This is a genomic window from Petralouisia sp. (assembly GCF_056822245.1).
In genome coordinates this window covers 17,863-42,856 of sequence record NZ_JBQIOP010000015.1, presented here as the reverse complement: position 1 = coordinate 42,856, position 24,994 = coordinate 17,863, and the positions used below count along the sequence as shown (strand labels likewise).

21 protein-coding genes are annotated in these 24,994 nt (G+C 47.8%); 16 read left to right on the top strand and 5 right to left on the bottom strand.

What is annotated here, in order from left to right; all coding sequences use genetic code 11:
- Window positions 1–50 precede the first annotated feature (50 nt).
- Both ACTO17_RS07765 and fixA read right to left on the bottom strand, forming a co-directional pair.
- Window positions 51–977, bottom strand: a complete 927-nt coding sequence (locus ACTO17_RS07765) for an electron transfer flavoprotein subunit alpha/FixB family protein (protein WP_482557527.1) — start codon at window positions 975–977, stop codon at window positions 51–53.
- 19 nt (window positions 978–996) lie between these two features.
- Complete coding sequence (gene fixA, locus ACTO17_RS07760; RefSeq protein ID WP_482557526.1) at window positions 997–1,761, bottom strand: putative electron transfer flavoprotein FixA; 765 nt, start codon at window positions 1,759–1,761, stop codon at window positions 997–999.
- 367 nt (window positions 1,762–2,128) lie between these two features.
- Between fixA and ACTO17_RS07755 the strand changes: the two genes are divergently transcribed.
- The 10 genes from ACTO17_RS07755 to aes all read left to right on the top strand — a co-directional run bounded on the left by ACTO17_RS07755 (window position 2,129) and on the right by aes (window position 13,631).
- Window positions 2,129–3,316 carry a CaiB/BaiF CoA transferase family protein gene (locus ACTO17_RS07755; RefSeq protein ID WP_482557525.1) on the top strand — a complete coding sequence of 396 codons (1,188 nt, stop codon included), beginning with the start codon at window positions 2,129–2,131 and terminating at the stop codon, window positions 3,314–3,316.
- A gap of 29 nt (window positions 3,317–3,345) precedes the next feature.
- Window positions 3,346–4,551 (top strand): CaiB/BaiF CoA transferase family protein, encoded by a 1,206-nt coding sequence (locus tag ACTO17_RS07750; RefSeq protein ID WP_482557524.1) that lies wholly within the window; start codon window positions 3,346–3,348, stop codon window positions 4,549–4,551.
- 77 nt (window positions 4,552–4,628) lie between these two features.
- The gene (locus ACTO17_RS07745) at window positions 4,629–5,249 is read left to right on the top strand and encodes an MBL fold metallo-hydrolase (RefSeq protein WP_482557523.1); all 621 of its coding nucleotides are present in this window, start codon (window positions 4,629–4,631) and stop codon (window positions 5,247–5,249) included.
- A gap of 47 nt (window positions 5,250–5,296) precedes the next feature.
- The gene (locus ACTO17_RS07740) at window positions 5,297–6,070 is read left to right on the top strand and encodes an enoyl-CoA hydratase/isomerase family protein (protein WP_135987714.1); all 774 of its coding nucleotides are present in this window, start codon (window positions 5,297–5,299) and stop codon (window positions 6,068–6,070) included.
- Between the two features lie 60 nt (window positions 6,071–6,130).
- A complete protein-coding gene (locus ACTO17_RS07735) occupies window positions 6,131–7,267 on the top strand; it encodes an acyl-CoA dehydrogenase family protein (RefSeq protein WP_482557522.1) in 1,137 nt (378 codons plus the stop codon).
- Window positions 7,268–7,370: 103 nt separating this feature from the next.
- Window positions 7,371–8,513 carry an acyl-CoA dehydrogenase gene (locus ACTO17_RS07730; RefSeq protein WP_482557521.1) on the top strand — a complete coding sequence of 381 codons (1,143 nt, stop codon included), beginning with the start codon at window positions 7,371–7,373 and terminating at the stop codon, window positions 8,511–8,513.
- A 278-nt stretch (window positions 8,514–8,791) separates the two neighbouring features.
- On the top strand, window positions 8,792–10,405 hold the full coding sequence (locus ACTO17_RS07725) for a sodium:solute symporter family protein (RefSeq protein ID WP_482557520.1): 1,614 nt from the start codon (window positions 8,792–8,794) through the stop codon (window positions 10,403–10,405).
- The gene (locus ACTO17_RS07720; RefSeq protein WP_482557519.1) at window positions 10,405–11,265 is read left to right on the top strand and encodes a YitT family protein; all 861 of its coding nucleotides are present in this window, start codon (window positions 10,405–10,407) and stop codon (window positions 11,263–11,265) included. The genes ACTO17_RS07725 and ACTO17_RS07720 overlap by 1 nt, the downstream gene beginning before the upstream one ends.
- 70 nt (window positions 11,266–11,335) lie before the next feature.
- Window positions 11,336–12,616 (top strand): MFS transporter, encoded by a 1,281-nt coding sequence (locus tag ACTO17_RS07715; protein WP_482557518.1) that lies wholly within the window; start codon window positions 11,336–11,338, stop codon window positions 12,614–12,616.
- Window position 12,617: 1 nt separating this feature from the next.
- Entirely contained in the window at window positions 12,618–13,631 is a 1,014-nt protein-coding gene (gene aes, locus ACTO17_RS07710; RefSeq protein WP_172535275.1) for an acetyl esterase, read from the top strand.
- A 110-nt stretch (window positions 13,632–13,741) separates the two neighbouring features.
- On the opposite strand, the gene ACTO17_RS07705 is transcribed toward aes, so the two are convergent.
- The gene (locus ACTO17_RS07705) at window positions 13,742–14,785 is read right to left on the bottom strand and encodes a LacI family DNA-binding transcriptional regulator (RefSeq protein ID WP_482557517.1); all 1,044 of its coding nucleotides are present in this window, start codon (window positions 14,783–14,785) and stop codon (window positions 13,742–13,744) included.
- Between the two features lie 229 nt (window positions 14,786–15,014).
- Here ACTO17_RS07705 and ACTO17_RS07700 point away from each other — a divergent pair, with 229 nt between their 5' ends.
- Both ACTO17_RS07700 and ACTO17_RS07695 read left to right on the top strand, forming a co-directional pair.
- Window positions 15,015–16,400, top strand: coding sequence for a glutamate synthase-related protein (locus ACTO17_RS07700; protein WP_482557516.1), 1,386 nt, complete (start codon window positions 15,015–15,017; stop codon window positions 16,398–16,400).
- A gap of 24 nt (window positions 16,401–16,424) precedes the next feature.
- The gene (locus tag ACTO17_RS07695) at window positions 16,425–19,565 is read left to right on the top strand and encodes a hybrid sensor histidine kinase/response regulator (RefSeq protein ID WP_482557515.1); all 3,141 of its coding nucleotides are present in this window, start codon (window positions 16,425–16,427) and stop codon (window positions 19,563–19,565) included.
- A gap of 331 nt (window positions 19,566–19,896) precedes the next feature.
- Here ACTO17_RS07695 and ACTO17_RS07690 read toward each other — a convergent pair whose 3' ends face one another.
- The gene (locus tag ACTO17_RS07690; protein WP_482557514.1) at window positions 19,897–20,127 is read right to left on the bottom strand and encodes a hypothetical protein; all 231 of its coding nucleotides are present in this window, start codon (window positions 20,125–20,127) and stop codon (window positions 19,897–19,899) included.
- Between the two features lie 152 nt (window positions 20,128–20,279).
- Here ACTO17_RS07690 and ACTO17_RS07685 point away from each other — a divergent pair, with 152 nt between their 5' ends.
- Complete coding sequence (locus ACTO17_RS07685) at window positions 20,280–21,110, top strand: RpnC/YadD family protein (RefSeq protein WP_482557513.1); 831 nt, start codon at window positions 20,280–20,282, stop codon at window positions 21,108–21,110.
- 669 nt (window positions 21,111–21,779) lie between these two features.
- Complete coding sequence (locus ACTO17_RS07680) at window positions 21,780–23,900, top strand: fibronectin type III domain-containing protein (RefSeq protein ID WP_482557512.1); 2,121 nt, start codon at window positions 21,780–21,782, stop codon at window positions 23,898–23,900.
- A gap of 19 nt (window positions 23,901–23,919) precedes the next feature.
- Here the strand turns inward: ACTO17_RS07680 and ACTO17_RS07675 are convergent, their stop codons facing one another.
- Window positions 23,920–24,294: a metal-dependent transcriptional regulator gene (locus tag ACTO17_RS07675; RefSeq protein WP_172537573.1), complete on the bottom strand. Its 375-nt coding sequence runs from the start codon at window positions 24,292–24,294 to the stop codon at window positions 23,920–23,922.
- Window positions 24,295–24,496: 202 nt separating this feature from the next.
- Here ACTO17_RS07675 and ACTO17_RS07670 point away from each other — a divergent pair, with 202 nt between their 5' ends.
- Entirely contained in the window at window positions 24,497–24,706 is a 210-nt protein-coding gene (locus ACTO17_RS07670; RefSeq protein WP_172537574.1) for a FeoA family protein, read from the top strand.
- A gap of 13 nt (window positions 24,707–24,719) precedes the next feature.
- Window positions 24,720–24,941, top strand: a complete 222-nt coding sequence (locus ACTO17_RS07665; protein WP_172537575.1) for a FeoA family protein — start codon at window positions 24,720–24,722, stop codon at window positions 24,939–24,941.
- The last annotated feature ends 53 nt before the right edge of the window (window positions 24,942–24,994 follow it).

Genomic DNA, 24,994 nt, shown 5'->3' with positions numbered 1-24,994 from the left:
TATGTACTCCTGGATTAATGATTGAAAGTATGGTTTGCAGCCGTTGGCTTTTAAGAAAGTTTTTCAATTAAAGCCGGCACAATTTTGTACATATCGCCTACCAGTCCAAAATCAGCGTTTTTGAAGATGGGGGCTGCTTTATCCTTGTTGATGGCAACAATCACTTTGGATTTGTTGATGCCGCCGATGTGCTGTACCTGGCCGGAAACGCCCAATACAACAATCAGCTCCGGTTTTACCTGTACGCCGGTGATTCCCAAATAGCATGCCTTAGGCATCCATTTATTATTCTCAGCAACCGGACGGGAGCATCCAACCTCAGCGTCCAGGGCTTTGGCAAGGTTTCTGCACATTTCAAGATCTTCTTCGGCAGCCAGACCCCGGCCCACGTCTACAATCCGCTTGGAAGCAACCAGATTTACGGTGCCTTCCTTTTTCTCATTGCGGGAAATTCTGCGGATGCAAGCGGCAGGCTCTCCCGGAATCGGAAGAATCTCAGCGCTGCCGGAGGCTTCTGCGGGCGACTCAAAAATACCGGAAGAAATGGTAATTACGCCGTAATCTCCGGTGAAGCTTTCTTTGCGCTGGGCAGTTCCGCCGTATACCACTCTGCGGCAGCAAAGGGCGTCATTTTCTACGGATAATTCGTTTACGCTTCCCAGAACGGCCGTATCTAAATAAACGGAAAGCTTTCCTGCCAGACAGCGTCCGCGGATGCTGTTGTTTACCATAACCATTGCTTTGGGCTGTTCTTTTACCAGTTCTGCAATAGCTTTGGCATAATCTTCCGGCGCGCCTTCTTCTGAAACCGGACAGTAGATGATTTTGTCTGCGCCGCAGGATACGTATTCCTTAGCGGCAGCTTCATCGCCGAATACAATGGCTGTCACGGAATCTGCCAGATTTTTTGCTCCTGTGCAGAATTCAGGCAGGACAGCATAGTTATCACTTATAATAAAAACAGACTGAATTGCCATAATGAATATCCTCCTCTACTTAAAATCCTTCTTTTCTCAGGAATGAAACAAGTGCGTCTACGGCTTCTTCGTTGTCGCCTTCCACAATTTCCTGACGGCGTTCCTGCTGCTCTGGCGCAAGCTGTTCTGCTGTGCAGGCAGAAGGAGTAATTTCAGCGTCGATGGTAAGCGCATTCACCGGCTTTTTGCCTGCTTTCATAATTTCACGCATACTGGGAACGGCAGGCACATTGATTTCAGAGGAAACGGAAAGTACGGCGGGAAGCGGAACTTCCAGTACTTCCACTTCTTCTTCTAAAGTACGCTCCACCTCCAGGCTGCTGTCGGAAGCAATTTTAATGCCGGTAACATTGTTGACAACGGGAACGCCTAAGAGAGTTCCTGCCTGAATGCCAACCTCCTGCAGATACAGGTCGCTGGAGCCCGCGCCGCAGAGAACCACGTCATAAGAATCCATGGCTTTGACTGCGCCTGCGATGGCTTTTGCTGTCTGCAGGGAATCGGAAAAGTCATGGCTGTCGTCCATAACAAGGCTTAATTCATCTGCCCCTCTGGATAAAATATCTTTGCGGATTTTGGAATTTTCCAGATAAGCGCTGGAACCGATGGAGAGGGCGGTCATGGTTCCGCCGCTTTCAGCTGCCAGCTTCTTGCCGCTTTCCAATGCGTTTAAGTCATACTGGCTGATTTTCAATGATGCGTCTGCCATTGCAAGAGTCCGGTCTGGCAGAACTGTAATTTCTTCTTCGTTTGGAACGATTTTACAACATGCAATGATTTTCATATACCTGTTCTTCCTTTCCTGTGTGATAATTTAACTTTTCCATACATTTTTCGGAAACTTTCACGAAAAAGTACTTTTGATGTGTTTATCATAATCAATGGATTGGGTTTTGTCAATGGCTGAATTTTGAAAATTCCAAAATTTTTTTTGTTTGTCATGGAAAAAACGTTATTTTTCAAAGGTATATAAGTAGTAGAAAAATATGAATTGTGCAATATTAACAAAAATTTTAGTGAAAAATTGTCTGATATTGTGATTTGACTTAGGAAACAGGAACGTGTTATACTTCCTAACAACAGGACAGCGTAAGTGATATTTTTTTTGACTGTCAATTTTCACGTAAAAGTAAAAGAAGGGAGAAGAAATTATGAAGCCACTTTGTTCACTGAAAGTACTGGACCTTACGGACGGCAATCCATATACCGGCAGCATGTTTGCAGATTACGGCGCGGATGTTCTTAAAATTGAGAATCCCATCGGCGGCGATTCCATCCGCAGGCGCGGAGCCAAAGACAAAGAGGAGGGAATCTACCAGGCATTTTATAACCGGGGAAAGAAGAGCATGACCCTTGATATCTCAAAAAGCGCCGGAGGCGAAGTGCTGAAACGTCTGGCGCCTCATTTTGACATGCTTGTGGTTAACAAGCCGGAAGAAGAGATGAAGAAGCTGGGACTGGGATACGAGGATTTAAAAGCGGTAAATCCCAGGCTGATTTACGGAGTTCTGACTCCTTACGGAGAAACAGGCCCCTGGAAGGATATGCCGGATTACGATTTGCTGATTAACTCCAGATCCGGACTGCAGGAAAAGACAGGGTTCCCGGAGCGTCCCACCAGGTTTGGTTTTCCTCTGGCTTATATCTACAGCAGCTGGCATTTAAGCGCAGGTATGCTAGCGGCTTATCTGAAGTCCCAGGAAACCGGGGAAGGAATGAAGGTGTCTGTCAGCGTATGGCACACCATGGTATCTCTGGATGATACCTTTGTGGAGGGACTGCTGGGAATGAATACGCTGCCTAAGCGGATTGGAAACGGCTTCCCCACCACCAACCCCACAGATACGTTCCGGTGCAGGGACGGCTGGTTCTCCCTGAGTATCGGAAGCGACGCCCAGTGGATCAGCTTTGCCAAATGCGCAGGCAATAACGTGTGGGCGGAAGATCCCCGTTATGCCCATGACCCGGCAAGATCCATGGAGAATTATTTCGGTGATCTGGATCAGCAGCTTCGGGATTATTTTGCAACCATTACCATTGAAGAAGCAGATATGATCTGCCGTGAAGCAATGGTGCCGGGCGGCCCCTGCAATACCTTTAAGGAGCTGGCAAATGATCCTCAGGTGGCAGACCGGAAGATGTTAATCCACATTCAGGACCCGGCAGCAGGCGATACCCTTCAGATTGGCCGGGCGGCGAAATTTATCGGAGGTCCTGAAGATGGGGACGATACCATTGCACCGGCTCCTGTATTGGGCGCAGATACGGAAAATTATCTGAAGGAGCTTGGAATTACCGGAGAAAAAATGGAGCATATGCGGGCAGAAGGCATTATCTGAGGCAGAAGCCAGAGAAAGGAGATAGAAAAATGGCCAAATGGGAATCAAAAGGCGTATTTAAAGGCATGAAGGTGCTGGACTTTACCATTGCCCTGGCAGGCGTGTATACTGCCTGGCAGTTTGCAGATTTGGGCGCGGAAGTATGGAAAGTGGAACGTTACAATGCCGGCGATCAAGCCAGAACCTGGGACCCCTTTGTAAACGGGATGAGCACTTTATACTGTGCCTATAATAAGAATAAACAGAGTATTGAACTGGATCTTTCCTCTCAGGAAGGAAAAGACGTGATTTACCGGATGGTAAAGGAAGCGGATGTGGTTCTTGAGAACTTTAAGAGCGGCTCCATTGACCGTCTGGGCCTTGGATATGACAAATTAAAAGAAATCAATCCGAAGATTGTGTTTATGTCCTTAAGCGGATTCGGGGCAAGCGGCCCTCTGATGAAATATCCCTGCTATGACGCAATCGCAGCGGCAAGGGGCGGATTTGCAGCCAGCAACGGGGAGCCGGAAGGCGCGCCCATGAAAGCGGGAAATGCAAACTGCGACACCCTTACGGGAATTTACGGCTTTAATGCAGTGCTGATGGCATTGATTGAGGCCCGCAGAACCGGTAAAGGATGCAGAATTGACGTGGGTATGTCGGACGTTGTGATGGTATCCTGCGCAGAAACCTTAATGGACTATGGAAAATATGGGGAAGCCCAGTCCAGATTCGGAAACCACGACAGATTTACAGCGCCTTACGGCATCTTTGAAGCAAGAGACGGCTGGGTGTCCATTATTGCAGATACGGACGAACGCTTTAAGAGCATGCAGCAGGTATTGGGCTTGCCGGAGGATTCCAGATTTACAGATAATGCAGGACGAATTGCCAACAAAGAGGCGTTGGTTGAGCAGATTGAAGGAGTTACCCGCACCATGTTCCGCAAAGAAGCGGAAGAGAAGCTGTTGGCTGCAGGCGTTCCCGCATCGGAAATGCTTCCCTTTATTGAAGCGTATACTTCTGATCATGCCAATCAGACAGAAGCTACCTCCTTTGCATGGCAGGATAAAATCGGAAATATCCGGTTTTACAATAACCCCATCCGGTTTAACGATGAGGTTTGCCCCATTCACAGAGGTTCACCTTTGCTTGGGCAGGATACCAGGGACATTCTGGCGTCTGTAGGCTACACCGAAGCGGAGATTCAAAAGCTGATTGATGATGAAGTGGCGGGAGAGCATATGTTTTAAGCTGTCTGGCATAAACAGACAGAAATAAAACCCCAATTCCGGCAGGCTCGGGATGGGAGGCAATTAGGAGGGCGGTTATGCAGATCAAACAATTTGTAGTAGGGATGTTTGAGACAAATTGCTATCTTGTGACAGGCCGGGAGGCGGGAACTTGCGTTCTTATAGACCCGGCAGATAACGCGGAGCAGCTGATTGGCTATCTGGATCAGAAACATCTTGTGCCGCAGGCTGTACTGCTGACACATGGGCATTACGATCATTATCTGGCTGTGCCGGGGCTGCAGAACCGGTGGCCTGGTCTTTCGGTGTACTGCCATCCGCTGGACTGCCCCAAAGAACTGGAAGAACACGATATGGGAATGGTATTTCCAACGGTAACAGCTTTTGCAAATGTGAAAAGCTTAGAGGAAGGGCAGGAATTAAATCTGGCAGGCATTACATTCCGGACGCTGCATACGCCGGGACATACGCCGGGGTCTGTGACCTTTCAGGCAGAAAACGTATTGTTTACCGGAGATACTCTATTCTGCGGCAGCATCGGGCGGACGGATTTTGCAGGCGGAAACATGAAGCAGATGAAAGCGTCCCTGAGACGTCTGGCGGCCATTCCCGGAGATTATCTGGTTTATCCGGGACATGAAGGACTTACAAAACTGGACAGGGAGAGAAAGACGAATCCCTATCTGGCGTATCTATAAAATTTCCCTGAAAGGGGAACTGCACCATAGAATTCAGGAGGTTAAAAATGGAAAACAAGAAAGTACTGACAGAGTTAAAAGACGGCGTGTTGATTGTGACAATTAACCGGAATGAGCGCAGAAACGCCATTGACCCGGAAACTTCCGCTATGATGGAAGAAGTGCTGAACAACGCAGAAAAAGATCCGGAAGTGGGCTGCATTATCATTACCGGAGCAGGAGAAAAGAGCTTCTGCGCAGGAGAAGATTTAAGCGCATACGATGAAAACGGCGGATGCCAGACTATTATGGAGCATGGGTTTGCAGGAATTACCGAGCGTGTCAGCGCAAAGCCCATTATCTGTGCGGCAAACGGCACTGCAGTGGCTGGAGGATTGGAAATTGCAGTATCCTGCGATTTGATTGTGGCGGCAGATCATGCCAGATTCGGTCTTTCCGAGGTGAAAGTAGGGCTTTTGGCAACCAGCGGCGGCTTAATCCGTCTGCCGAAGCTGATTCCTCAGAAAATTGCAGCTGAAATGTGCTTAACCGGAAAACTGATTTCCGCACAGCGCGCATATGAAGTGGGCCTGGTAAATTATGTGGTTCCCGCAGATCAGGTAATGGAAAAAGCTATGGAGCTGGCACAGACCATCGCCAAAAACGCGCCTATTTCTCTGCGTCTCACCAAAGAAATTTTCCATATTGCGCCTCAGGTATCCCAGGAGGACGCACAGCGGTTCTGCAACCGGTGTTGGGATTATATCGAGAAAACAGAGGACGCTACAGAAGGGCCCAGAGCATTTTTAGAGAAACGTCAGCCAAACTGGCAGGGAAAATAATTCTCTTTGACGACAGGAAAGAAAACAGAAAAATTATAAATTATGAAGGAGGAAATTTTTATGGATTTCAGAATTACAGAGGAACAGGAATTGATGGTACAGGCAATTGAGGAGGCGTTGACACGGGAAAATCTGGAAAGCTATTTCCAGGACTGTGACAAAAACCACGAGCATCCGGAGAAATTCTGGGATATTTTGAAAGAATTAGGCTGCTTCAGCATGTTCCTGCCAGAAGAAGCAGGCGGAGACGGAGAAGGGGCTGTAACCATGTTTTTAGTAATGGAAGCGCTTGGAAGATGCGGCGCTCCGGTATACCTGTTCTGGGATCATGTAAAAGCAGATGCGCTTTTGGAGAACGGAACCAAAGAGCAGATTGACAAATTTATGCCGCTGTTCTTTGAAGGACATCCGGCTTATTCCCAGGGATTTTCTGAGCCCACCGCAGGTACGGATTTGTCCAGCAACACGATTCTGACTACATATACCAGAAAAAACGGCAAGGTGTACATTAACGGACATAAACACTTTATTTCCGGCGCACAGGGAAGCGATTACTGCCTGACTCTGGCAAAAAACAGCGAGAATCCGGAACAGCTTACGCTCTGGTTTGTACCCACCAACGTGCCGGAATGTAAGAAAGAGCCGATGGAGACCATGGGACTTCATATGGAAAACGTAAACGACATCTGGTTTGACAATGTGGAAATTGAAGAAAAAGATATGTTCAGCACCGAAGGAAACGGACTGCTTGCAACCTCCAAAGGCTTTGACTACGAGCGTCTGATTGATGCATTCAACGCTTACGGCCAGGCGCTCTGCGCATTTGAGGATGCATGCCGTTATGCCAACCAGAGAGTTGCATTCGGAAAAGAAATCGGAAAACTGCAGTTAATCCAGAACCACATTATGGAAATGGCTATGCGTATTTACTCTATGCGCGATATGCTTCTGCACTTTGCATGGAACAAAGACAACGATATGCTGAAACGTGAAGAGGCTTCCATTGCAAAACAGTACTGCTCTGAAGCAGCAAACGAAGTGGTTGACCACGCAATGCAGGTAATGGCAGGAATCGGATTCTGCGGAAGCCGCGTAAGCCGTATTTACCGCGACTTGAGAATCACACGTATTTCCGGCGGTACAGGAGAAATCCAGACCGTAATTGCAAGCAAACAGATTCTCAGAAAGTATAAATAGGAGAAAGGCAAACGCGGAGCGTTTCTCTCATGCCTTTCGACGATATGCCGCCGAAAGAAGTGAGGGGGGGGCGTTACCGCTGAGATAGGAGGAAGAAAATATTATGGAATTTAAATTAAATGATGAACAGGAATTACTGCGCGACACAATCCGCGAATTTACAGAAAATGAAATTGCGCCCATTGCAGCAGAACTGGATGAGAATGAGCGTTTTCCGGAAGAACTGATTCCCATGCTGGCAGATATCGGCGTAATGGGAATTCCGATTCCTGAGGAATACGGCGGAGTAGGAATGGGCAACTTAGATTATGTACTGGCTGTGGAAGAGATTTCTAAAGCATGCGCAAGCACCGGCGTTACCGTTTCCGCTCATACCTCCCTGTGCTGCTGGCCGATTCTGGCATTCGGAACTGAAGATCAGAAGCAGAAATATCTGCCGGATCTGGCAACTGGACAGAAGCTGGGCGCATTCGGCCTCACTGAGCCAAATGCCGGAACTGACGCAGCAATGCAGGCTTCCACAGCTGAGGATAAAGGAGATCATTATCTTCTTAACGGAAGCAAGATTTTCATTACCAACGGTTCCTATGCAGACGTTTATGTGATTTTTGCAATGACAGACAAGAGCGCAGGCAATAAGGGAATCAGCGCGTTTATTCTGGAAAAAGGCATGGAAGGCTTTACCTTCGGAAGCAAAGAACGCAAAATGGGTATCCGCGGCTCCGCTACCTATGAACTGGTATTTGACAACGTAAAAGTGCCGAAGGAAAATCTGCTGGGAGAAGTTGGAAAAGGATTTAAGATTGCAATGGCAACCTTAGACGGCGGAAGAATCGGAATTGCCGCTCAGGCTCTTGGAATTGCCCAGGGTGCGTTAGACGCTGCCGCTGCTTATGTAAAAGAGCGTATTCAGTTCGGCCGTCCCATTTCTGCATTCCAGAATACCCAGTTTACCCTGGCGGATATGAGAACCCAGGTGGAGGCTGCCCGTCTTTTGGTATATCGCGCAGCGTCTAAGAAGGATGAAGGCGGAAAATATTCTGCAGAAGCTGCAATGGCTAAATTATTCGCTTCTGAAGTTGCAAGAGACGTAACCTGCAAGGCAGTTCAGCTGTTCGGCGGATATGGCTATACCAGAGAATATCCGGTAGAACGTATGATGCGCGACGCTAAGATTACAGAGATTTATGAAGGAACCAGTGAAGTGCAGAGAATGGTAATTGCTGCAGATATGGGAATTAAATAAATAACTGAAGGAGGAATGCTATGGGTGAGATTATTTTTTCTATTTGTATTGGAGGGTTTCTGGTAGTGTCAGGAATTGCCATGAACCTGATTCTTAAGAATGAAGAGAAGAAAAATAATATTAATTGACGTGGCTTCCTGAAATGTACCGCTGTCTGTTGCAGAGTGTCTCCGGATGTCTGAAGCAGGCGGCAGCAAAGACCTTAGGACATGTCTGAACATGGGGATTCACCTGCCTGAGAGCCATGTTCAGATATGCCCCAAAGCGGAGGTGAGGATGTGAACATATTTTTAATTGGAGTAATTGTCAGCATTATCGTATATCTGGTGGTGGGGCTGTATGCCGGCCATCAGGTAAAGGATGTGAATGATTACTATGTCAGCGGCCGGAATGCGCCGACTCTTCTGATATCAGGAACGCTGTTTGCTTCCATGCTGTCAGTCAATGGGTTCATGGGCGATCAGGGCTGGTGTTATACCGGAAACATCACGTCTCTGGTATTCTTAAACGCCCTCTGTGCCTGCGGATATGTCTTCGGGCCTCTGGTATTTGGACGGTATTTGAGACGATCGGAGTGCACTACCATGCCGGAATATTTCGGCACACGCTACAAAGATCCCAAAATCCGCCGTGTGGCTGCCATTATTACCATTGTGTCACTGACAGCTTATCTTCTGGCGTGTATTACAGGCGTAGGCATCCTGATGCAGGAACTGACCGGGTTCTCCTATGAGGTCTGTTTGCTGCTGGCCTGGGGATGCTTTACCGCATTTACTTTTTATTCCGGGTCCAAAGGTGTGGTTCTTACAGACACAATTATGTTTCTGGTATTTCTGTTTGCGGCAATTCTCTCAGGGCCTGTGATTTTCGGGGCACAGGGCGGAATTTCAGAACTTCTTGCAAATCTGATGAATAATCCGGCGGTGCCGGAGGGTCTTTTGGATTTTCATGGGAATATTGCGGGAACCGGGGCGCAGGATGTGTTCGGGGCAATGATGTATGCCATTACCATGGGGATTATCTGGTTTATTACCGTGGCGGTGTCTCCCTGGCAGGCAGGGCGGAACCTGATGGCGAAAAGTGAACATGTAACGTTCCGTTCCGGAGTCATTGCGGCTATCTGCACCGTGATTTTTCTGATGTATCTAAACCTGCAGTCTGTGGCTGTGCTGAACTTAAACGGAGCGTTGGAAGATCCTCAGAGGGTTCTGATTTGGGCTTCTTTTGAAATTCTTCCGAAGTTATTGGGAACACTGATGCTGGCAGGAATTATGGCGGCCGGTTTATCCAGCGCATCCACTTTTTTATCTGTCATCGGATTTTCCGTGACCTCCGATGTGATTAAGAAGGAATTTAAAGATGAGGCGGCACAGCTGCGGTTCAGCCGTATCGTAATGCTTGTAGTTGGAGTGCTTGCATTGGTTCTGGCCTATATGGGCCTGGGCGGAATCCGGGTGATTTCCTGGTTCGCTTCCACCATTATTGCTGCAAGCTGGGTAGTTCCTGGCGTTGGAAGCATTCTGAGCAAAAAATTATCTGCTGCAGGCGCGCGTTATGCCATGATTGCCGGATTTTTGGGATTCATGGTTACCAAGTGCCTGACGGGCTTTGGAATACAGCCTTTTGCGTCGGTATTTGTGAATTTCCTGGACCCGTTTTTTATCGGCCTGTATCTCAGCCTGATCTTTGCGGTGATTGGAAGCAGCCTTCATCCGGTGGGAGCGGAAGAAGCCGCATACCGGGAAGAATTACTGGTGCTGCCGGAATCGGAAAAATCGGCGGCAGAATATAAACGTGACCGGCTGTATGGTTATTTATTAATTGGGGTTGGAATTGCAACTACGTGTTTCCTGCTGTTTGGATGGGCATTGCCCTATAATGGGATACTGTGATGAAGAAAGAGTTGGGTTCATTGAGAAGCTGGGGCTTCCTGATGGGAGGCAACCTGCTGTATGCTTTGGCTTTGGCATTATTTCTGACCGGAAATAATATTGCGGCGGGAGGTCTTGCGGGAATTGCAGTGGTGCTCTGCAGTTTCCTGCCGCTTGGGGTTGGTATGCTGACTTTGGTTATGAATATCCCAATCCTTGCCAGTGCAGTTGTGATTAAGGGATGGCGGTACACCATAGGTACCATTGCTGCGGCGTTTTTGTATTCATTTACAGTGGAGATTCTGGATCGGATGATGCCCACGCTGACCAATGAACCGCTGGTTGCAGCTATTTTCGGCGGAGTGCTCTATGGAATCGGTATGACGCTGCTTACCGTTGGTAATGTATCGGTGGGAGGCACGGATCTTCTGTGCCGCCTGCTGAATGAGAAAATACCGTCTTTGAGCGTTGCCAGACTGAGCCTGTTTATCGACGGGGGCATTGTGGTTCTGGCGATGCTGGTATTTGGAAATGTGGAAGTGGGGCTGTATGCCATTGTGACAATTTTTGTCTGCTCCACGGTGGCTGACCGGGTGCTTCTGGGAATTGGAAGAGGAAGCATCTGCCTTGTGGTCAGCGGGAAGGATGCGAAGGAAATTGCCAATCCCCTGATGGAAAAGCTGGGAAGGGCAGTGACCCGCTGGGACAGCAATGGCATGTATACCGGTGAAGAAAGAAATGTTTTAATGGTGGCTGTGCGTCCCCGGGAGGTGTTTCAGGTAAAAACACTTTTGAAGGAATTAGATCCCAGCGCTTTTGTGGTGGTGGTTCCGGCGAACGAGCTGATCGGAGGGCATTTCAGCGGAAGTAAAATAACTTGAATTGGGGCGGTTCCAAAACCCGGAAATGGGTGCTTTGGAACGCTGACGTGATGAAACGAGGAGGAATACTATGGCTAAGACAAAAAACAGTGCGAAAATTATTACGCTTATTCTGATGATGCTGTCTTTGAACACCATCTATGTACTGCCGTATCTGATGTACACTTACTATACGCCTTTGCAGGAAGCAATGCATCTGGTAGGACAGGATGCGGCTTACGGAAAACTGCTGAATATATACGGAATCGCAAACGTGATTTTATATCTGCCGGGCGGGTGGATTGCGGATAAATTCGACGCGAAAAAACTTTTGATTATCTCCATGATCGGCACAGGCGCTTTGGGACTGTGGGAAGCGACCTGGCCAAGCTATACCATACTGATGGTGATTCATGTGGCATGGGCGTTTACAACCGTGCTTACCTACTGGTCTGCATCTATTAAATGTATCAATCTGATTGCAGGTTCTGACGAACAGGGAAGCATGTTCGGAACTCTGGAAGCGGGACGGGGAATTGTCGGAATCGTTCTGACTTCTTTCTTTGTGGGTATTTTCACGAAATTTTCCGCAGACAGCGCAAAAGCTATGAGCTATGTGGTGGCTTCCTGCAGTATCGTTATGATTCTGGTTGGAGTTGCCATGATTTTCCTGATGCCGAAAACCAGCAGCGACGGGTCTACCAATGACGGGCTTTTGGACAGTATCAAGGCTATGCTGTTTGCCTTCAAACTGCCGATTACATATCTTCTGGCAGGCATGATCTGCGGCGCTTGCGTGGCACAGGCGGGAATTTCCTATCTGGCGCCCTATCTGGCAAATGTCTGCGGCATGGATCAGAACCTGACTGTTATTTTTGCCAATTATAACCGGACGGTCTGCACCTTAATCGGCGCCGGCGTTTCTGCCATTGCGGCAAAGAAAATGGGACGTTCCAGTAAGTTTATGATTTATGCGGGAATCGGTTCTATCGTAAGTTATCTGGCTCTGATTCTGGTTCCGGGTTCTGCGGCAATGATGTATCCGATTATGATTATTATGATTTTCTCTACCTTGTGTTATCCGGTATTCCGCGCTCTTTACTATGCGGTAATTGATGAAATCGGCACTTCCAAGAACCAGGTGGGCAGCGTTATTGGTATTGCTTCCCTGATTGGCTTTTTGCCGGATACCTTCTACACTTCTGTCTGCGGCGCGCAGATTGAAGCAGATCCTGTTGGCGGCTACCGCTTTGTGTTTATTACCTGTATGGCTGCCATGGCTCTGGGGCTGGTGTGCGCAGTGATCAGTGACCGTCTGGTACTGAAATACAGAAAGACGCCGGAGTATCAGGAAACTTTGAAGGAGGGATAATATGTATGAATTTAAGATGCCGGAATTTTCAGTGAACATGGAAATCAATAAGCCGGACCCTTATCCCCTGCTTTCAGAAGGAATGAAGCGTGTCATTGACTATCAGGCGGAGCATTCCAAAGATGCTTTTGACACCAACTGCAGCTGGACGGAACTTCGGGAAAAATATATTGAGGAACGTAAATTCTGGAACGAGGGCGGGCCCGAGCCTTTCAAAGTTGTCAATACAGAGGTGGAAGGCCCCATCGGGCCGGTTCCGGTACGGATATATTATCCGGACGAAAAACCGGACAGAAATGCCCTGGTGTTTATTCACGGAGGCGGCTTTACGGTGGGCAGTAACGACACCCATGACCGGATGATGCGCAGTATCATGGAATCCGGAGACTGTGTGGTGATTGGCGTGGACTATCACCTGGCGCCGGAAGCAAAATTCCCCATACCGCTGTATGAAGCAGCGGCAGTGATCCGCCATTTCCATGAGAATGCAGAGCAGTATGACATTTCTCCGGACAAAATGGCCATTGCCGGCGATTCCGGCGGCGCCAACCTTGCGCTGGGGGCCAATCTGTATCTGCGGGATGCCTTCGGCGGCAATGATTATATCAGCGCTCTGTTACTCTATTATGGAAGCTACGGCTTGTTTGACGGATGTTCCTGGAGACTGAACGGAACGGCTTTAGACGGTATGAGCAGGACGGATATGCTGAATTATGTCAGCAATTATCTGGAAGAAGGGATGGCAGATATGGAAAATCCCTATTTCTCCACCCTGAACAATGATCTGACCCATGGAGTTCCGGCGGTGTATCTCTGCTGCGGCGATTTAGACCCGCTGTTGGGGGATTCTCAGACTCTTTACGCAATCGTAAAGAACCATGGGGTGCGTGCAAAACTGGAAGTTGTGCCCGGCGCGCTTCACGCATTTATGCATTATGGACGTATGATGGAGGAGGCAGTTCACTGCCTGAAGGAAAGCGGAGAATTCTACGTGTCAGTGCGTAAGGGAGAATAAAAAAGAAAATCAGGCTGTTATTTTAAAGAGACTGCCGGAAAATTTACGATTTTCCGGCAGTCTCTGATTCGTGATTCCATTGGATTCAAAATGGAGGCAGGAAAGCCTGCTTATGATTCCACATAAGTAGGCGGGTCCGGAGCCAGTACCACCCGAAGGCTCACCTCTTCTCCCCTGAGCTGTGACAGCAGCAGCTTGGCGCTTTCTCTTCCGCCCCGGATAAATCCCGGGCGGCTGGTAAGCACCCGGATATTGGGGATAACAGGAATGTCTGCGTCTGAGAGAAGGGCGATCCTGAACTGTTTGTCATTCCTCTGGTACAGGGCCATGCAGAGATGCTTGACCATAACGCCCCAGCTGCATACCACGGCGTCTCCTTCTTCGTAAGAGGCCAGATGGGGCATTACATTCTGAACCAGAGACTGTCTGCATACGTCATCAATCAGCGGGTAGCGGTCGTGGGGGGAAGCGTTGTCCGGAATACATGGCATTTTACAGATTTCAATAGCGGTTCCCGGGTACAGCTTCTTTGCTTTTTCCAGACCGGCAATGCGGTAGGTTTCCTGGAAAGTGGGCGCGTCCGGCTGCCAGTACAGAATTCTTTTGGCTCCTTCCCCGAACAGGCGGCAGGCCACCTCAAAGGCGCCCTTTTCATAGTCAAAGCTGACGCTGGCCAGGCTTTCTTCCTCCGGGCAGCAGTCACATGCCACAAAGGGCAGGCCGTAGGTTTCAATATTCTTGCTGCAGGCCGGAGAGAGGCCGTCAGAGGAAATATAGATAATGCCGTCTGCCCGCCGCTGCAGTACGCTGTCAAGATAATAGGGGTTTTTCATATTGTCTCTGGTCTGAAATCCGGTCAGCAGAAGGCCGTATCCCTCTGCGCCCAGTTCCTCGCGGATTCCCTGGAGGATGCCGCTGAACCTGGTGTGGGTAATGGATTTCTCAAGAGCTACGGTGATACAATGGGTGCTGTCGCTGCGCAGGGAACGGGCGTTCTCATTGGGGATATAATTCAGATTTCTTGCTGTTTCAATTACTTTTCTGCGGGTTTTGTCTGAAATTTTCTGATTTGGATTCTTGTTCAGTACATATGAAACGGTAGTGTGTGAGACGCCTGCAGCAGCAGCGATATCTTTAATGGTTGTTCTTTGCATGATACATCTGTTTCCTTTGCTACCTTATTATATAGTTTTCTTTGATCATATCATCTTTTTTCCATGCTTTCAAGTAAATATTGCGTTTAAATCAAAATACCCGGATATCGTATTTTCAATTGACAAAAGCAGGGAAATAAAATACAATTTTTTATAGGATTGCGTTACGGTTTGAAGTATTTTTATCTGTGTCAGGAAAACAGAAAAAGAATCGCAAGGAGGAAGAAAAATGGTATACAAATGCAGCGTATGCGGTTACATTTTTGATGAGAAGGAACAGGGCAGAGCTTTTGCAGAGCTGAAAGAGTGCCCGCTCTGCAAACAGCCGGCGGAAAAATTTGAGCGGATGTCTTTGAAGGAGCCGGAGCCAGAGGAGCCTGCGGAAGAAACAGATTTGAGTTATCCCAGGGATACAAGAAAGACAGACAGCAGTTACCGATATATGAAAGAGATCCATGAGATGGCGGTAACCGGGAAGTCGGCGATTGAAGCTATGGGAACCTTGAGGAAAATGCCGGACTGGGATGATATTCTGGTGTTGGGCGCCCAGTTAAATCCGCCCCCATTGGAAGAACATGCGGAGATATCCCTTAAGACTGTGATTGGAAAACATGCCAAAAAGCCCATGGTACTGGAACTGCCGGTTTATATTTCCCATATGTCCTTCGGCGCTCTTTCCAGGGAAAGCAAAATCGCTCTCTCAAAAGGAAGCGCAATGGCAAAGACCGCAATGTGCAGCGGAGAAGGCGGAATTCTCCCGGAGGAAAAAGCGGCCGCCTATAAATACATATTTGAATATGTGCCCAACCAGTACAGCGTCACAGATGAGAATTTAAAGTCATCTGACGCCATTGAAATCAAAATCGGGCAGGGCACCAAGCCCGGCATGGGAGGGCATCTGCCCGGAAGCAAGGTGACCCCGGAAATCGCCCAAATCCGCAATAAGCCTTTGGGGGAGGATGTCATCAGTCCCTCTAAGTTTCCGGGGATTGATACAAAGGAAGATTTGAAAAAACTGGTGGCAGAACTCCGCGCCCGCAGCGAAGGAAGGCCCATCGGAATTAAAATTGCCGCAGGGCGGATTGAAAAAGATTTGGAATACTGCGTGTTTGCGGAACCTGATTTTATCACCATTGACGGAAGGGGCGGGGCTACAGGAGCGTCTCCGGCTATCATCCGGGATTCCACAAGCGTGCCTACGGTGTTTGCCCTTTCCCGGGCAAGGAAATATTTGGATTCCATCCATTCAGAGATTGATTTGGTAATTACCGGAGGTCTCAGAGTTTCTTCTGATTTTGCGAAAGCGATTGCCATGGGAGCGGACGCAGTGGCAGTGGCTTCTGCGGCAATGGTGGCGGCAGCATGTCAGCAGTACCGCATTTGCGGAACAGGAATGTGCCCGGCGGGAATGGCAACACAGGACCCAGAGCTGAGAAAGCGGTTTCAGGAAGATGCCGCTGCCCAAAGAGTGGCCAATTACCTGAAATGCTCTGCAGAAGAACTGAGGACTTTTGCGCGGATTACCGGACACGAGGATATTCATGGATTGTCAGTGGAAGATTTGTGCACCATCAACAGAGAAATTTCAGAGAATACAGATATTGCTCATGCATAAATAAGGATAACAAGGAGAAACAGTATGTATCAGTGTCATGTACAGTTTTATTTATTGGGCCGAAAGTGCAGCGTATTTGATAAAATTAAAGAGATGCCGCCGCTGGAGCATTTTTCACATGAATATTCGGAAAGTGAGAATCCGGAGGAATCACTGGCAGAACAGGCAGATGTGATTCTGGCAGATTTCCGGACATTGGACGCGGCCAGTGTCCGGGGACTGATTTCGGCAAAACGCGCCGAAGCCCAGATCATTTTGCTGGCGGATAAGGAACAGGTGGAGTGTCTGAAAGGGGATCTGGCAGAGATAAAAGATATCTGGATTTGCCCAATGTCAGAAGAAGAAACCGCATTCCGTTTTCTCAGATGGCAGCAGGAGTATAAAAGGGATAAGGATTTCTGGCAGACCAGTCATTTTTTTGAAGCTGTGATCAACGGTGTGCCCAATCTCATCTGGTTTAAGGACAAAAACGGAATTCATAAGAAGGTGAATGACAGTTTTTGCAAAGCAGTGAATAAAAGCAGGCAGCAGGTGGAGGGACGCGGCCATGCTTATATCTGGGATGTAGAACATGACGATCCGGCCTGCATTGAATCAGAAGAGGAGGTTATGCGCAAAGAACAGACCTGCGTTTCCGAAGAATTGATTCAGACGGGGGCAGGCGCCCGGATTCTTACCACCTATAAATCTCCGCTCTATAATGTGGACGGCAGCGTGGTAGGAACAGTGGGCGTAGCCATTGACATTACCCAGGAGCGGGCTTATGAGCGGGAAATTATCCGGAAGAATGAGACACTTGAGAAGATTTTCACCACCATTGACTGCGGCGTGATCCGTCATTCCTTAGACGGAACACAGCTGTTCAGCATCAATCGGGCGGCCCTTGAGATTCTGGGATATCAGTCGGAAGAAGAGCTTCTGGCCGATGGATTTGCCATGGTTGCCGGCTCTGTTGTGGAAGAAGACAAACTGAAGCTGCGCAATTGCATCAGCTCTCTGGAAAAAGTGGGAGACAGCGTCAGCACAGAGTACCGGGCGAAGCATAACGATGGTGAAATACGGCATGTGATGGGAAATGTCAAGCTGTTAGAAGAAAACGGTGAGAAGTTTTACCAGAGGTTCCTGTTAGACTGTACGGCGCAGAAGCTGGAAGAGAAGGAAAATGAAAGACGCCATACAGAATTGATTCAGGCATTGGGGATAGATTACAGCATCGTCTGCTTTCTGGATCTGGATACAGAGACGGCAGTTCCTCTGCGCAATAACGGAGAAAAAGGCAGCGCGTTTGTTCCCGGAACGGATGAAACAATATCATTCCAGGAAAGCATGGAACGCTATATACAGGAATCTGTATATGAAGAGGACAAAAAGGCATTAAAAGAGTTTGCCGCAAGAGAGAATCTGAAAAAAGAGATGGCGGACCGAACGGTAAGCCACAGGAATTACCGTGTGTTCCGGGACGGCGTAATAAAGTATTTCCAACTGAAAGTGGTCCGTATCGGAGATTGGAGCAGTCAGCGGGGAGTAGTGCTGGGATTCCGCAGTGTGGATGAAGAAACCCGCAGAGAGATGGAGAAAAAGAGCCTGTTGGAGAATGCTTTGATGCAGGCAAACCGGGCGAATAAGGCGAAGAGCATTTTTCTTTCCAATATGTCCCATGATATCCGCACGCCCATGAACGCCATTGTGGGATTCACAGCCCTTGCCCTTTCCCATTTAGGGGACAGGGAACAGGTGGAGGAATATCTGAAAAAGATTAAGACCTCCGGAAATCATCTGCTGAGCCTTATAAATGACGTACTGGACATGAGCCGGATTGAAAGCGGCAAGATGCATCTGGATGAAAATCCCTGCCGCCTGCCGGATATTCTCCATGGGCTTCGGAATATACTTCTGGCCGATATCCATGCAAAACAACTGGAGCTGTACATTGACGCGGTGGATGTTCTGGACGAAGAAATTTACTGCGATAAGCTGCGGTTAAACCAGGTGCTTTTGAATCTTTTGAGCAACGCGGTAAAATACACAGGCTCAGGCGGTATTGTCAGTATGCGGGTGACAGAGAAGCCCGGGGCTCCTGACGGATATGCCAATTATGAATTCAATATCAAGGATACGGGAATCGGCATGAGCGAGGAATTTGTATCCCATATTTTCGAACCTTTTGAGCGGGAGCAGTGCAGTACCACCAGCGGGATTCAGGGCACCGGCCTGGGAATGGCCATCACCAAAAATATCGTGGATATGATGGGCGGCGCCATTGAGGTGAAAAGTCAGCAGGGCGTCGGTACGGAAGTGCTTCTTGGCTTTACCTTCCGTCTCCATGAAGGGGAAAAAGAAACTCAGGATATTCCGGAGCTGAAAGACTGCAGAGCCCTTGTGGTAGATGATGATTTTAACACCTGCGACAGCGTAACTTATATGCTGAGCCAGTTCGGGATGCGGGCAGAATGGACGCTGTCAGGAAAAGAAGCGCTGCTGCGTACCCATCAGGCAGTGATGCGGGATGATATTTATACGGTGTATGTGATTGACTGGATGCTGCCGGATATGAACGGAATCGAGGTTACCCGGAGAATCCGCAAGGAGATGGGGGAACAGGTGCCCATTATTCTTCTGACCGCCTACGACTGGCTGGAGATTGAAGATGAAGCCAAAGAAGCCGGAATTACGGCATTTTGCAGTAAGCCGCTGTTTCTGTCTGAACTGCGGAGCTGCCTGCATTCCATTGTAGATACGGAAGAAACCGGCGGACAGCAGGGAACCGGCGGAGCAGACAAACATTATACCGGACGTATTTTGCTGGCAGAGGACAATGAACTGAATCAGGAAATTGCCCAGGTAATTTTAGGGGATGCAGGATTTACCATAGATATTGCCGGAAACGGGCAGGTTGCGGTAGATATGCTGAAATGCTCCGAACCAGGCTATTATCAGGTGGTTCTGATGGACGTCCGGATGCCTGTAATGAACGGATACGAAGCAACCAGGGAGATCCGTCAGCTTGAGAATCAGGAGCTGGCAAAGATTCCAATTCTGGCCATGACAGCCAATGCCTTTGAAGAGGACAAAAAGGAAGCCCTGAAGGCAGGGATGAACGGGCATCTGGCAAAACCCATTGATGTGGAGGCATTGTTCCAGGCATTGGATCAGCTGATTGTTTAAGCGGCAGAAGCAGTTCCCAGTCGATTTATGGGCCGAAAAGGGGCAGAGAGACGGTCTGCCCTGCCGGCGTATAAGACAGGGCATTGTCCAGAAGGATAATAATAAGCTGTCGGATACGCTGGGGAGCACAGAGACAGCGGCAGTCCCCCTCCCTGGAAAGGATCAGGGTATTCTGTCTGCTTTTGGCTAAAATGGCTTGTTTTTTATTTTTTTGATAATTTTGGATCAGAGCTCGTTCCTGCTCTGACAGCGTGATGGAAGAAAGGGCGGAGGGAGCCTGACTGATTTCCAGATAGAGCAGATCTTTTGGTTCCCCGGCAGTTCTTTGATACTACTCCAGGCTGACGGATTCAGCGGTTTTCAGATGACAGGAAATGGTGTTGTCCCAGTGAATCAGCCTGGAGTCTTTTTCCGAAAACCGGATGTCTCCGAATTCCAGCAAGGGAGAACTTCCCCGCTCAAAAGTCCGGCAGGCCACGCTTCTGATACGCGCAGATGCTTCCAGGCCGTAGGTGAGAAGTTTCGTTAAACTGGCATCGTCTTTGATAATTAAGATTTTCATTGGTTTCTCCAAAATTGATGTTCCTGCGGCAAACGTGTATATCGGAATATCATAGGTTTCCGGCAGAGTTTCTATAGAAAATATCAACGTAAAGTAAGCACAAACGATTATTTATCTCAGTGATCAATGATGCGTTTGGAAAAAATTTTTCCATGGATGCAAAAGTAGAAACTTTGCCTTCAGAGGGATATTTAACCGAAAGCGAGACTGCAGATGGAAGCAAAGAGATTGAGGAGCAGATTTCAGACTTTGTAATTAAAATTGAAAATGAAATTTACCTTCTGGAATGTCAGAGTTATGATGACGGTTCCATGGCAATCAGAATTGCGGAATATGCCTTCATTGTTGCCAGACAGTTTGCAGCATGGGATATTGGCCATGCAGTTATTCCAATGCCGGAATTTTCGGTTATTTACATCAAAAGGACGGAAAAAACACCTAAAACAACGAGTATAACTTTTACATTTCCAGATGGGCAGAACGTGAATTATGAATCTGCAAATGTGATTCTTGAGGAGTTTACAAAGGAATACATTGTTGAAAAAAGATTGTTTCCATATATTCCTTTTTATATTGCCAGATATGAAAAGAATATTGTTTCAGGAGCCGGTATAGAGCATGCGGCAGAAGATTTGGAGTATTTTAAAAATGAAATGGTTTTACTGTATAAAAAAGGGGAACTGGCGGATGATGAGATCGTAGATTTAATGGGTTTTGTGAATACCATCATCACCCACATTGCAAATGGAAATGAGAGCGAAGAAAGGCTGGTGAATATTATGGGCGGAACGGTAATTGAGACAGAATCAGAAAAGTTGATTCGTAAAGGACGGGAATCGGGAAAAGCAGAAGAAATTATCGAAATGGGGCAGGAGTTCGGTTTGGACAATGCAGCTATTTTGCACAGGCTGCAGGAACGGGTTGGATTGTCCCCAGAAGCGGCAGCCGCTTATTTAGAGCAGTACGGGAAACAGCTTGTGTAACCATATAAATTTGAAAAGATATGACAGATAAAGGAGAAACCCGTTCAGGCTGCAGGGAAGGACGGGTTTCATTTATTGATATTTCACAAATAGGAAATTCTCAAATTCAAAACACATCTGCCAGAAAGCATGTTTCAAACATACTTCAGTACTACAATGAACGTTTTATATTTGGATACGGACGGAACTACCGGACTGCCCTTTGCCACGCAAACTGGGCGGCGTTTCGGCGAACTAAAAGCGTCCATGAACTGTTTGCTTAGCCAAAGGGCAATCCGGCAATTCCTGTGCATCGAAATATAGATTGTTTGCTGTTGTACTGGAGATTTCATAGAGTACTTTCATCAGGTTTTTTGTATGCCTCGCTATTGGGACGATGCGGCGGTTTCCGGATATTGAGAATGCCTGTTAAAGAACGGAGGAATAAAATGAACTTTCTGTGAACTTTGGAAATTCTCAGATTATATGCTTGAAAAATATAATTGGCTATGATACATTGAAAAAAATAGTCTGTAAGTGAAGGGGCAATCCGGCAGTTTTGCCCTTATGCAAAGTTATGACTCCGGCGGTTAAATATCACAGCAACTTACTTGCCAAACCTTCGTTTGCTGCGATATTTAACCGCCGGAGTCATAGAAGGCCAGGATATCAGGGAAAAAGGAGAACAGAATGGGAGAAGGGATCAGAAGAAAATTGTGCATGCTGCTGGCAGCGGCAGTCCTGACACTGGGGCTTTGGACTCCTATACCGGTTCAAAGCGCGCAGACAGGCGTTACAGTGACAACGCCTGAAGCATTTATGGCGGCTTTGGCCCAGAGAAAGAGCCCGATTATAGTGGATGACTTGATTACTATTGGAAATCAGGCAGATACAGATAAACGCATGATTCCTGTAAAGATCCCCGGCGGAACTGTCATAGAGGGAACCAGCAGGGGGATGCTGAATTGCCGGGCTCCTGTCCAGTTGGAGGGAGACAGCGTTGTGTTCCGGAATATAGAAATGGTTTTTGAGTCGTCCAACGCGCTGGGAAGCGTTCCTCATCGGGAAATTTTCCTGGCAGGCCACAGTCTGACCATAGATAATGTAAAAACATATCTGGCCGGCGGCGACAATTCTTTCGGGGATCTGGGAGGAACAGAAGCGGAATTGCTGCCGACTGTATATGCGGGAGGATATACCGGAACGGTAAATGGGAAAAATGCTTCCCTGACCGTGGTAAATTCCAATGATAAAACCATGTTTCAGGGAATATATATGGGACATGGGGAAGGAACTGACAGGAAATCTCCCTATCAGGGAAGCGCGCAGCTGAAGCTGGATGGGAAAGTGATTGTCCGTGACAGCGTGGATGTCAGTGAAAACAGCCAGGCAGAGATTGAGATTACCGGCGGCCAGTATGGCACAAAAGCAAAGACATACCTTGGAAATGAGAATACAACGCTGACTTTGCGTCAGGGAATTCTGGAAGATGCATCTGTGAAACAGGTGGGAAACCTGGTGATCGATCAGGGAGGCTGTCTGGGTACAGTGACAGGAGCTTTGCAGAATGTTGTCTTAAAAAACGGCGGCGGCCTGGATGTAACCAAAGCGGCAAATGCGGTAATTGCCGGTAATTTTACAGGCGTCAGCGCTCCGTCAGAGGATCAGGGGTTTCTGATTCTGAATAAAACCGGAACTCTGGAGATTCAGGGAACAGTTTCCGGAGTCACAAAGTTTCAGACAGATTACCGTTTGTTTCCGGGTGTGATGTATGTGGGCAGACAATATATAAAAGCAGATCCTGCCAAAGCAGTGCGGGGGAATTTTGTTCTCACAGAAAAATCTCTCGAAAACGGATATCGTTTGAATTACCGGGAGGGAGCCTGGATTCCCTGTTGGGAAGAGGATTATGAGGAGCCTTCGGAGGAAGAGAAACCGCCGGTAACGCCGCCGGAGGAGAAACCGGAAATCACTCCGCCGGTAACGCCGCCAGAGGAGGAAAAGCCGGAAATCACCCCGCCGGTAACGCCGCCAGAGGAAGAGAAACCGGAAATCACCCCGCCGGTAACGCCCCCGGAAGGGGAGAAACCTCCGGTAACCCCGGAGGAAGAACCTCCATCGGTAACGCCGCCAGTGACTCTGCCGGAAGAAGAGAAGCCGGAGAGTACCCCTCCGGTACACGTTCACAGATATGTTCCGGTATTTGAAAAAGCCACTCTGGAGAAAGACGGCGCCAGAATGAAAAAGTGCAGCTGCGGCAAAGTCTCAGAACAGCAAAGCATTTACCGGATTCAGGATGTAAAGCTTTCAGCAGAGCAGATGGTGTATAGCGGAAGAAGCCGGGAGCCTGGGCTGAAGGTTATTGACCGGGCAGGCAGGACTGTGGACAGAAGCCAGTATCAGGTTTCTTATCAGAATAATGTTAAGGTGGGACAGGGAAAAGTAATTGTCCGTTTCAGAGGCAATTACAGCGGCAGCCTGGAAAAAAATTTTTTGATTGAGCCGGAGCAGACCAGCTTGACGAAATTGAAAGCGAAATCCAAAGGTTTTACGGTTAGATGGAGAAAACAGGCCGTCCAGACAGCAGGATATGAGATACAGTATTCCACAAGCAGCCGCTTTTCGAAAAAAACAACCAGGACAATCACGGTAAAGAACAAAAAAACCACTTCGAAAACAATCTCAAAGCAAAAGCCAGGCAAAAAATATTACGTCAGAATCCGTACGTATCAGACGGCAAAGGTGGATGGCAGAACGGTTCGGATATATTCCAAATGGTCCAAAGCAAAATCTGTGAAAACGAAAAAATAAATTGGAGCAGGATGCGCAGTTATAATGCAGCATCCTGCTCCACAGCTTTTTTTATGGCCGCGAAACTTTCCCGGCTGATCACATGCTCCATGCGGCAGGCGTCTTTAGCCGCAATTTTTTCATCTACGCCCAAACGTTTCAGCCAACCGGAAAGAACATTATGGCGTTCATAAATCATTTCTGCAATTTCACGTCCGGATTCCGTCAAGGTAATATATCCTGCTTTTGAAACAGTGATATGCCCGTTCTCCCGCAGGTTTTTCATGGCTACGCTGACACTGGATTTCTTAAAACCCAGTTCTTCAGAAACGTCAACGGAGCGGACGACAGGCAGCTTCCGGCTCAGAATCAAAATAGTTTCCAAATAATTTTCTGCAGATTCATTGGTTTTCACAGCGACCACCTATTCCTTTCTTCTTACTTTAGTATACGGAAAAGAAGGGGAAATGGCAAATACTTTTTGTTTCTGCCATGCAGCAGTCCTTTGAAAAAAATTTCCAAATAGTTATTGACAGCGGACTTAAGTTAGTATATACTAACTAATGAAAATAAATGAGAACCATTATCAATAATATAAGTAAGAAAGGGTGATTGGGATGCCGTTGACCATGGCAGGAACAGGAGAAACCAATATTATTAAAAAAGTTGGCGGGACAGGAGAGACCAGGAGATTTCTGGAAAATCTGGGATTTGTAACCGGAGGGCAGGTCACTGTGGTGTCTGAAATCAGTGGCAGCATGATTGTGAATGTGAAAGAGTCACGGGTTGCCATAAACAGGGATATGGCCAGTAAAATTATGATTTAAGGGAGGAAACGGAATGAAAACATTAAAGCAGATTGCCTGCGGGGAAACGGTAAAGGTGGCAAAGCTGCACGGCGAAGGGCCGGTGAAGCGCCGGATCATGGACATGGGGATTACGAAGGGCATAGATGTATTTGTAAGGAAAGTGGCGCCCCTTGGCGATCCGATGGAAGTAACCGTGCGGGGGTATGAACTGTCTCTGCGGAAAGCAGATGCGGAAATGATTGAAGTAATTTAATTTTTTTACCTGTAAGTTAGTTAAAACTAATAAAAGTAAGCACTGAGAAACTT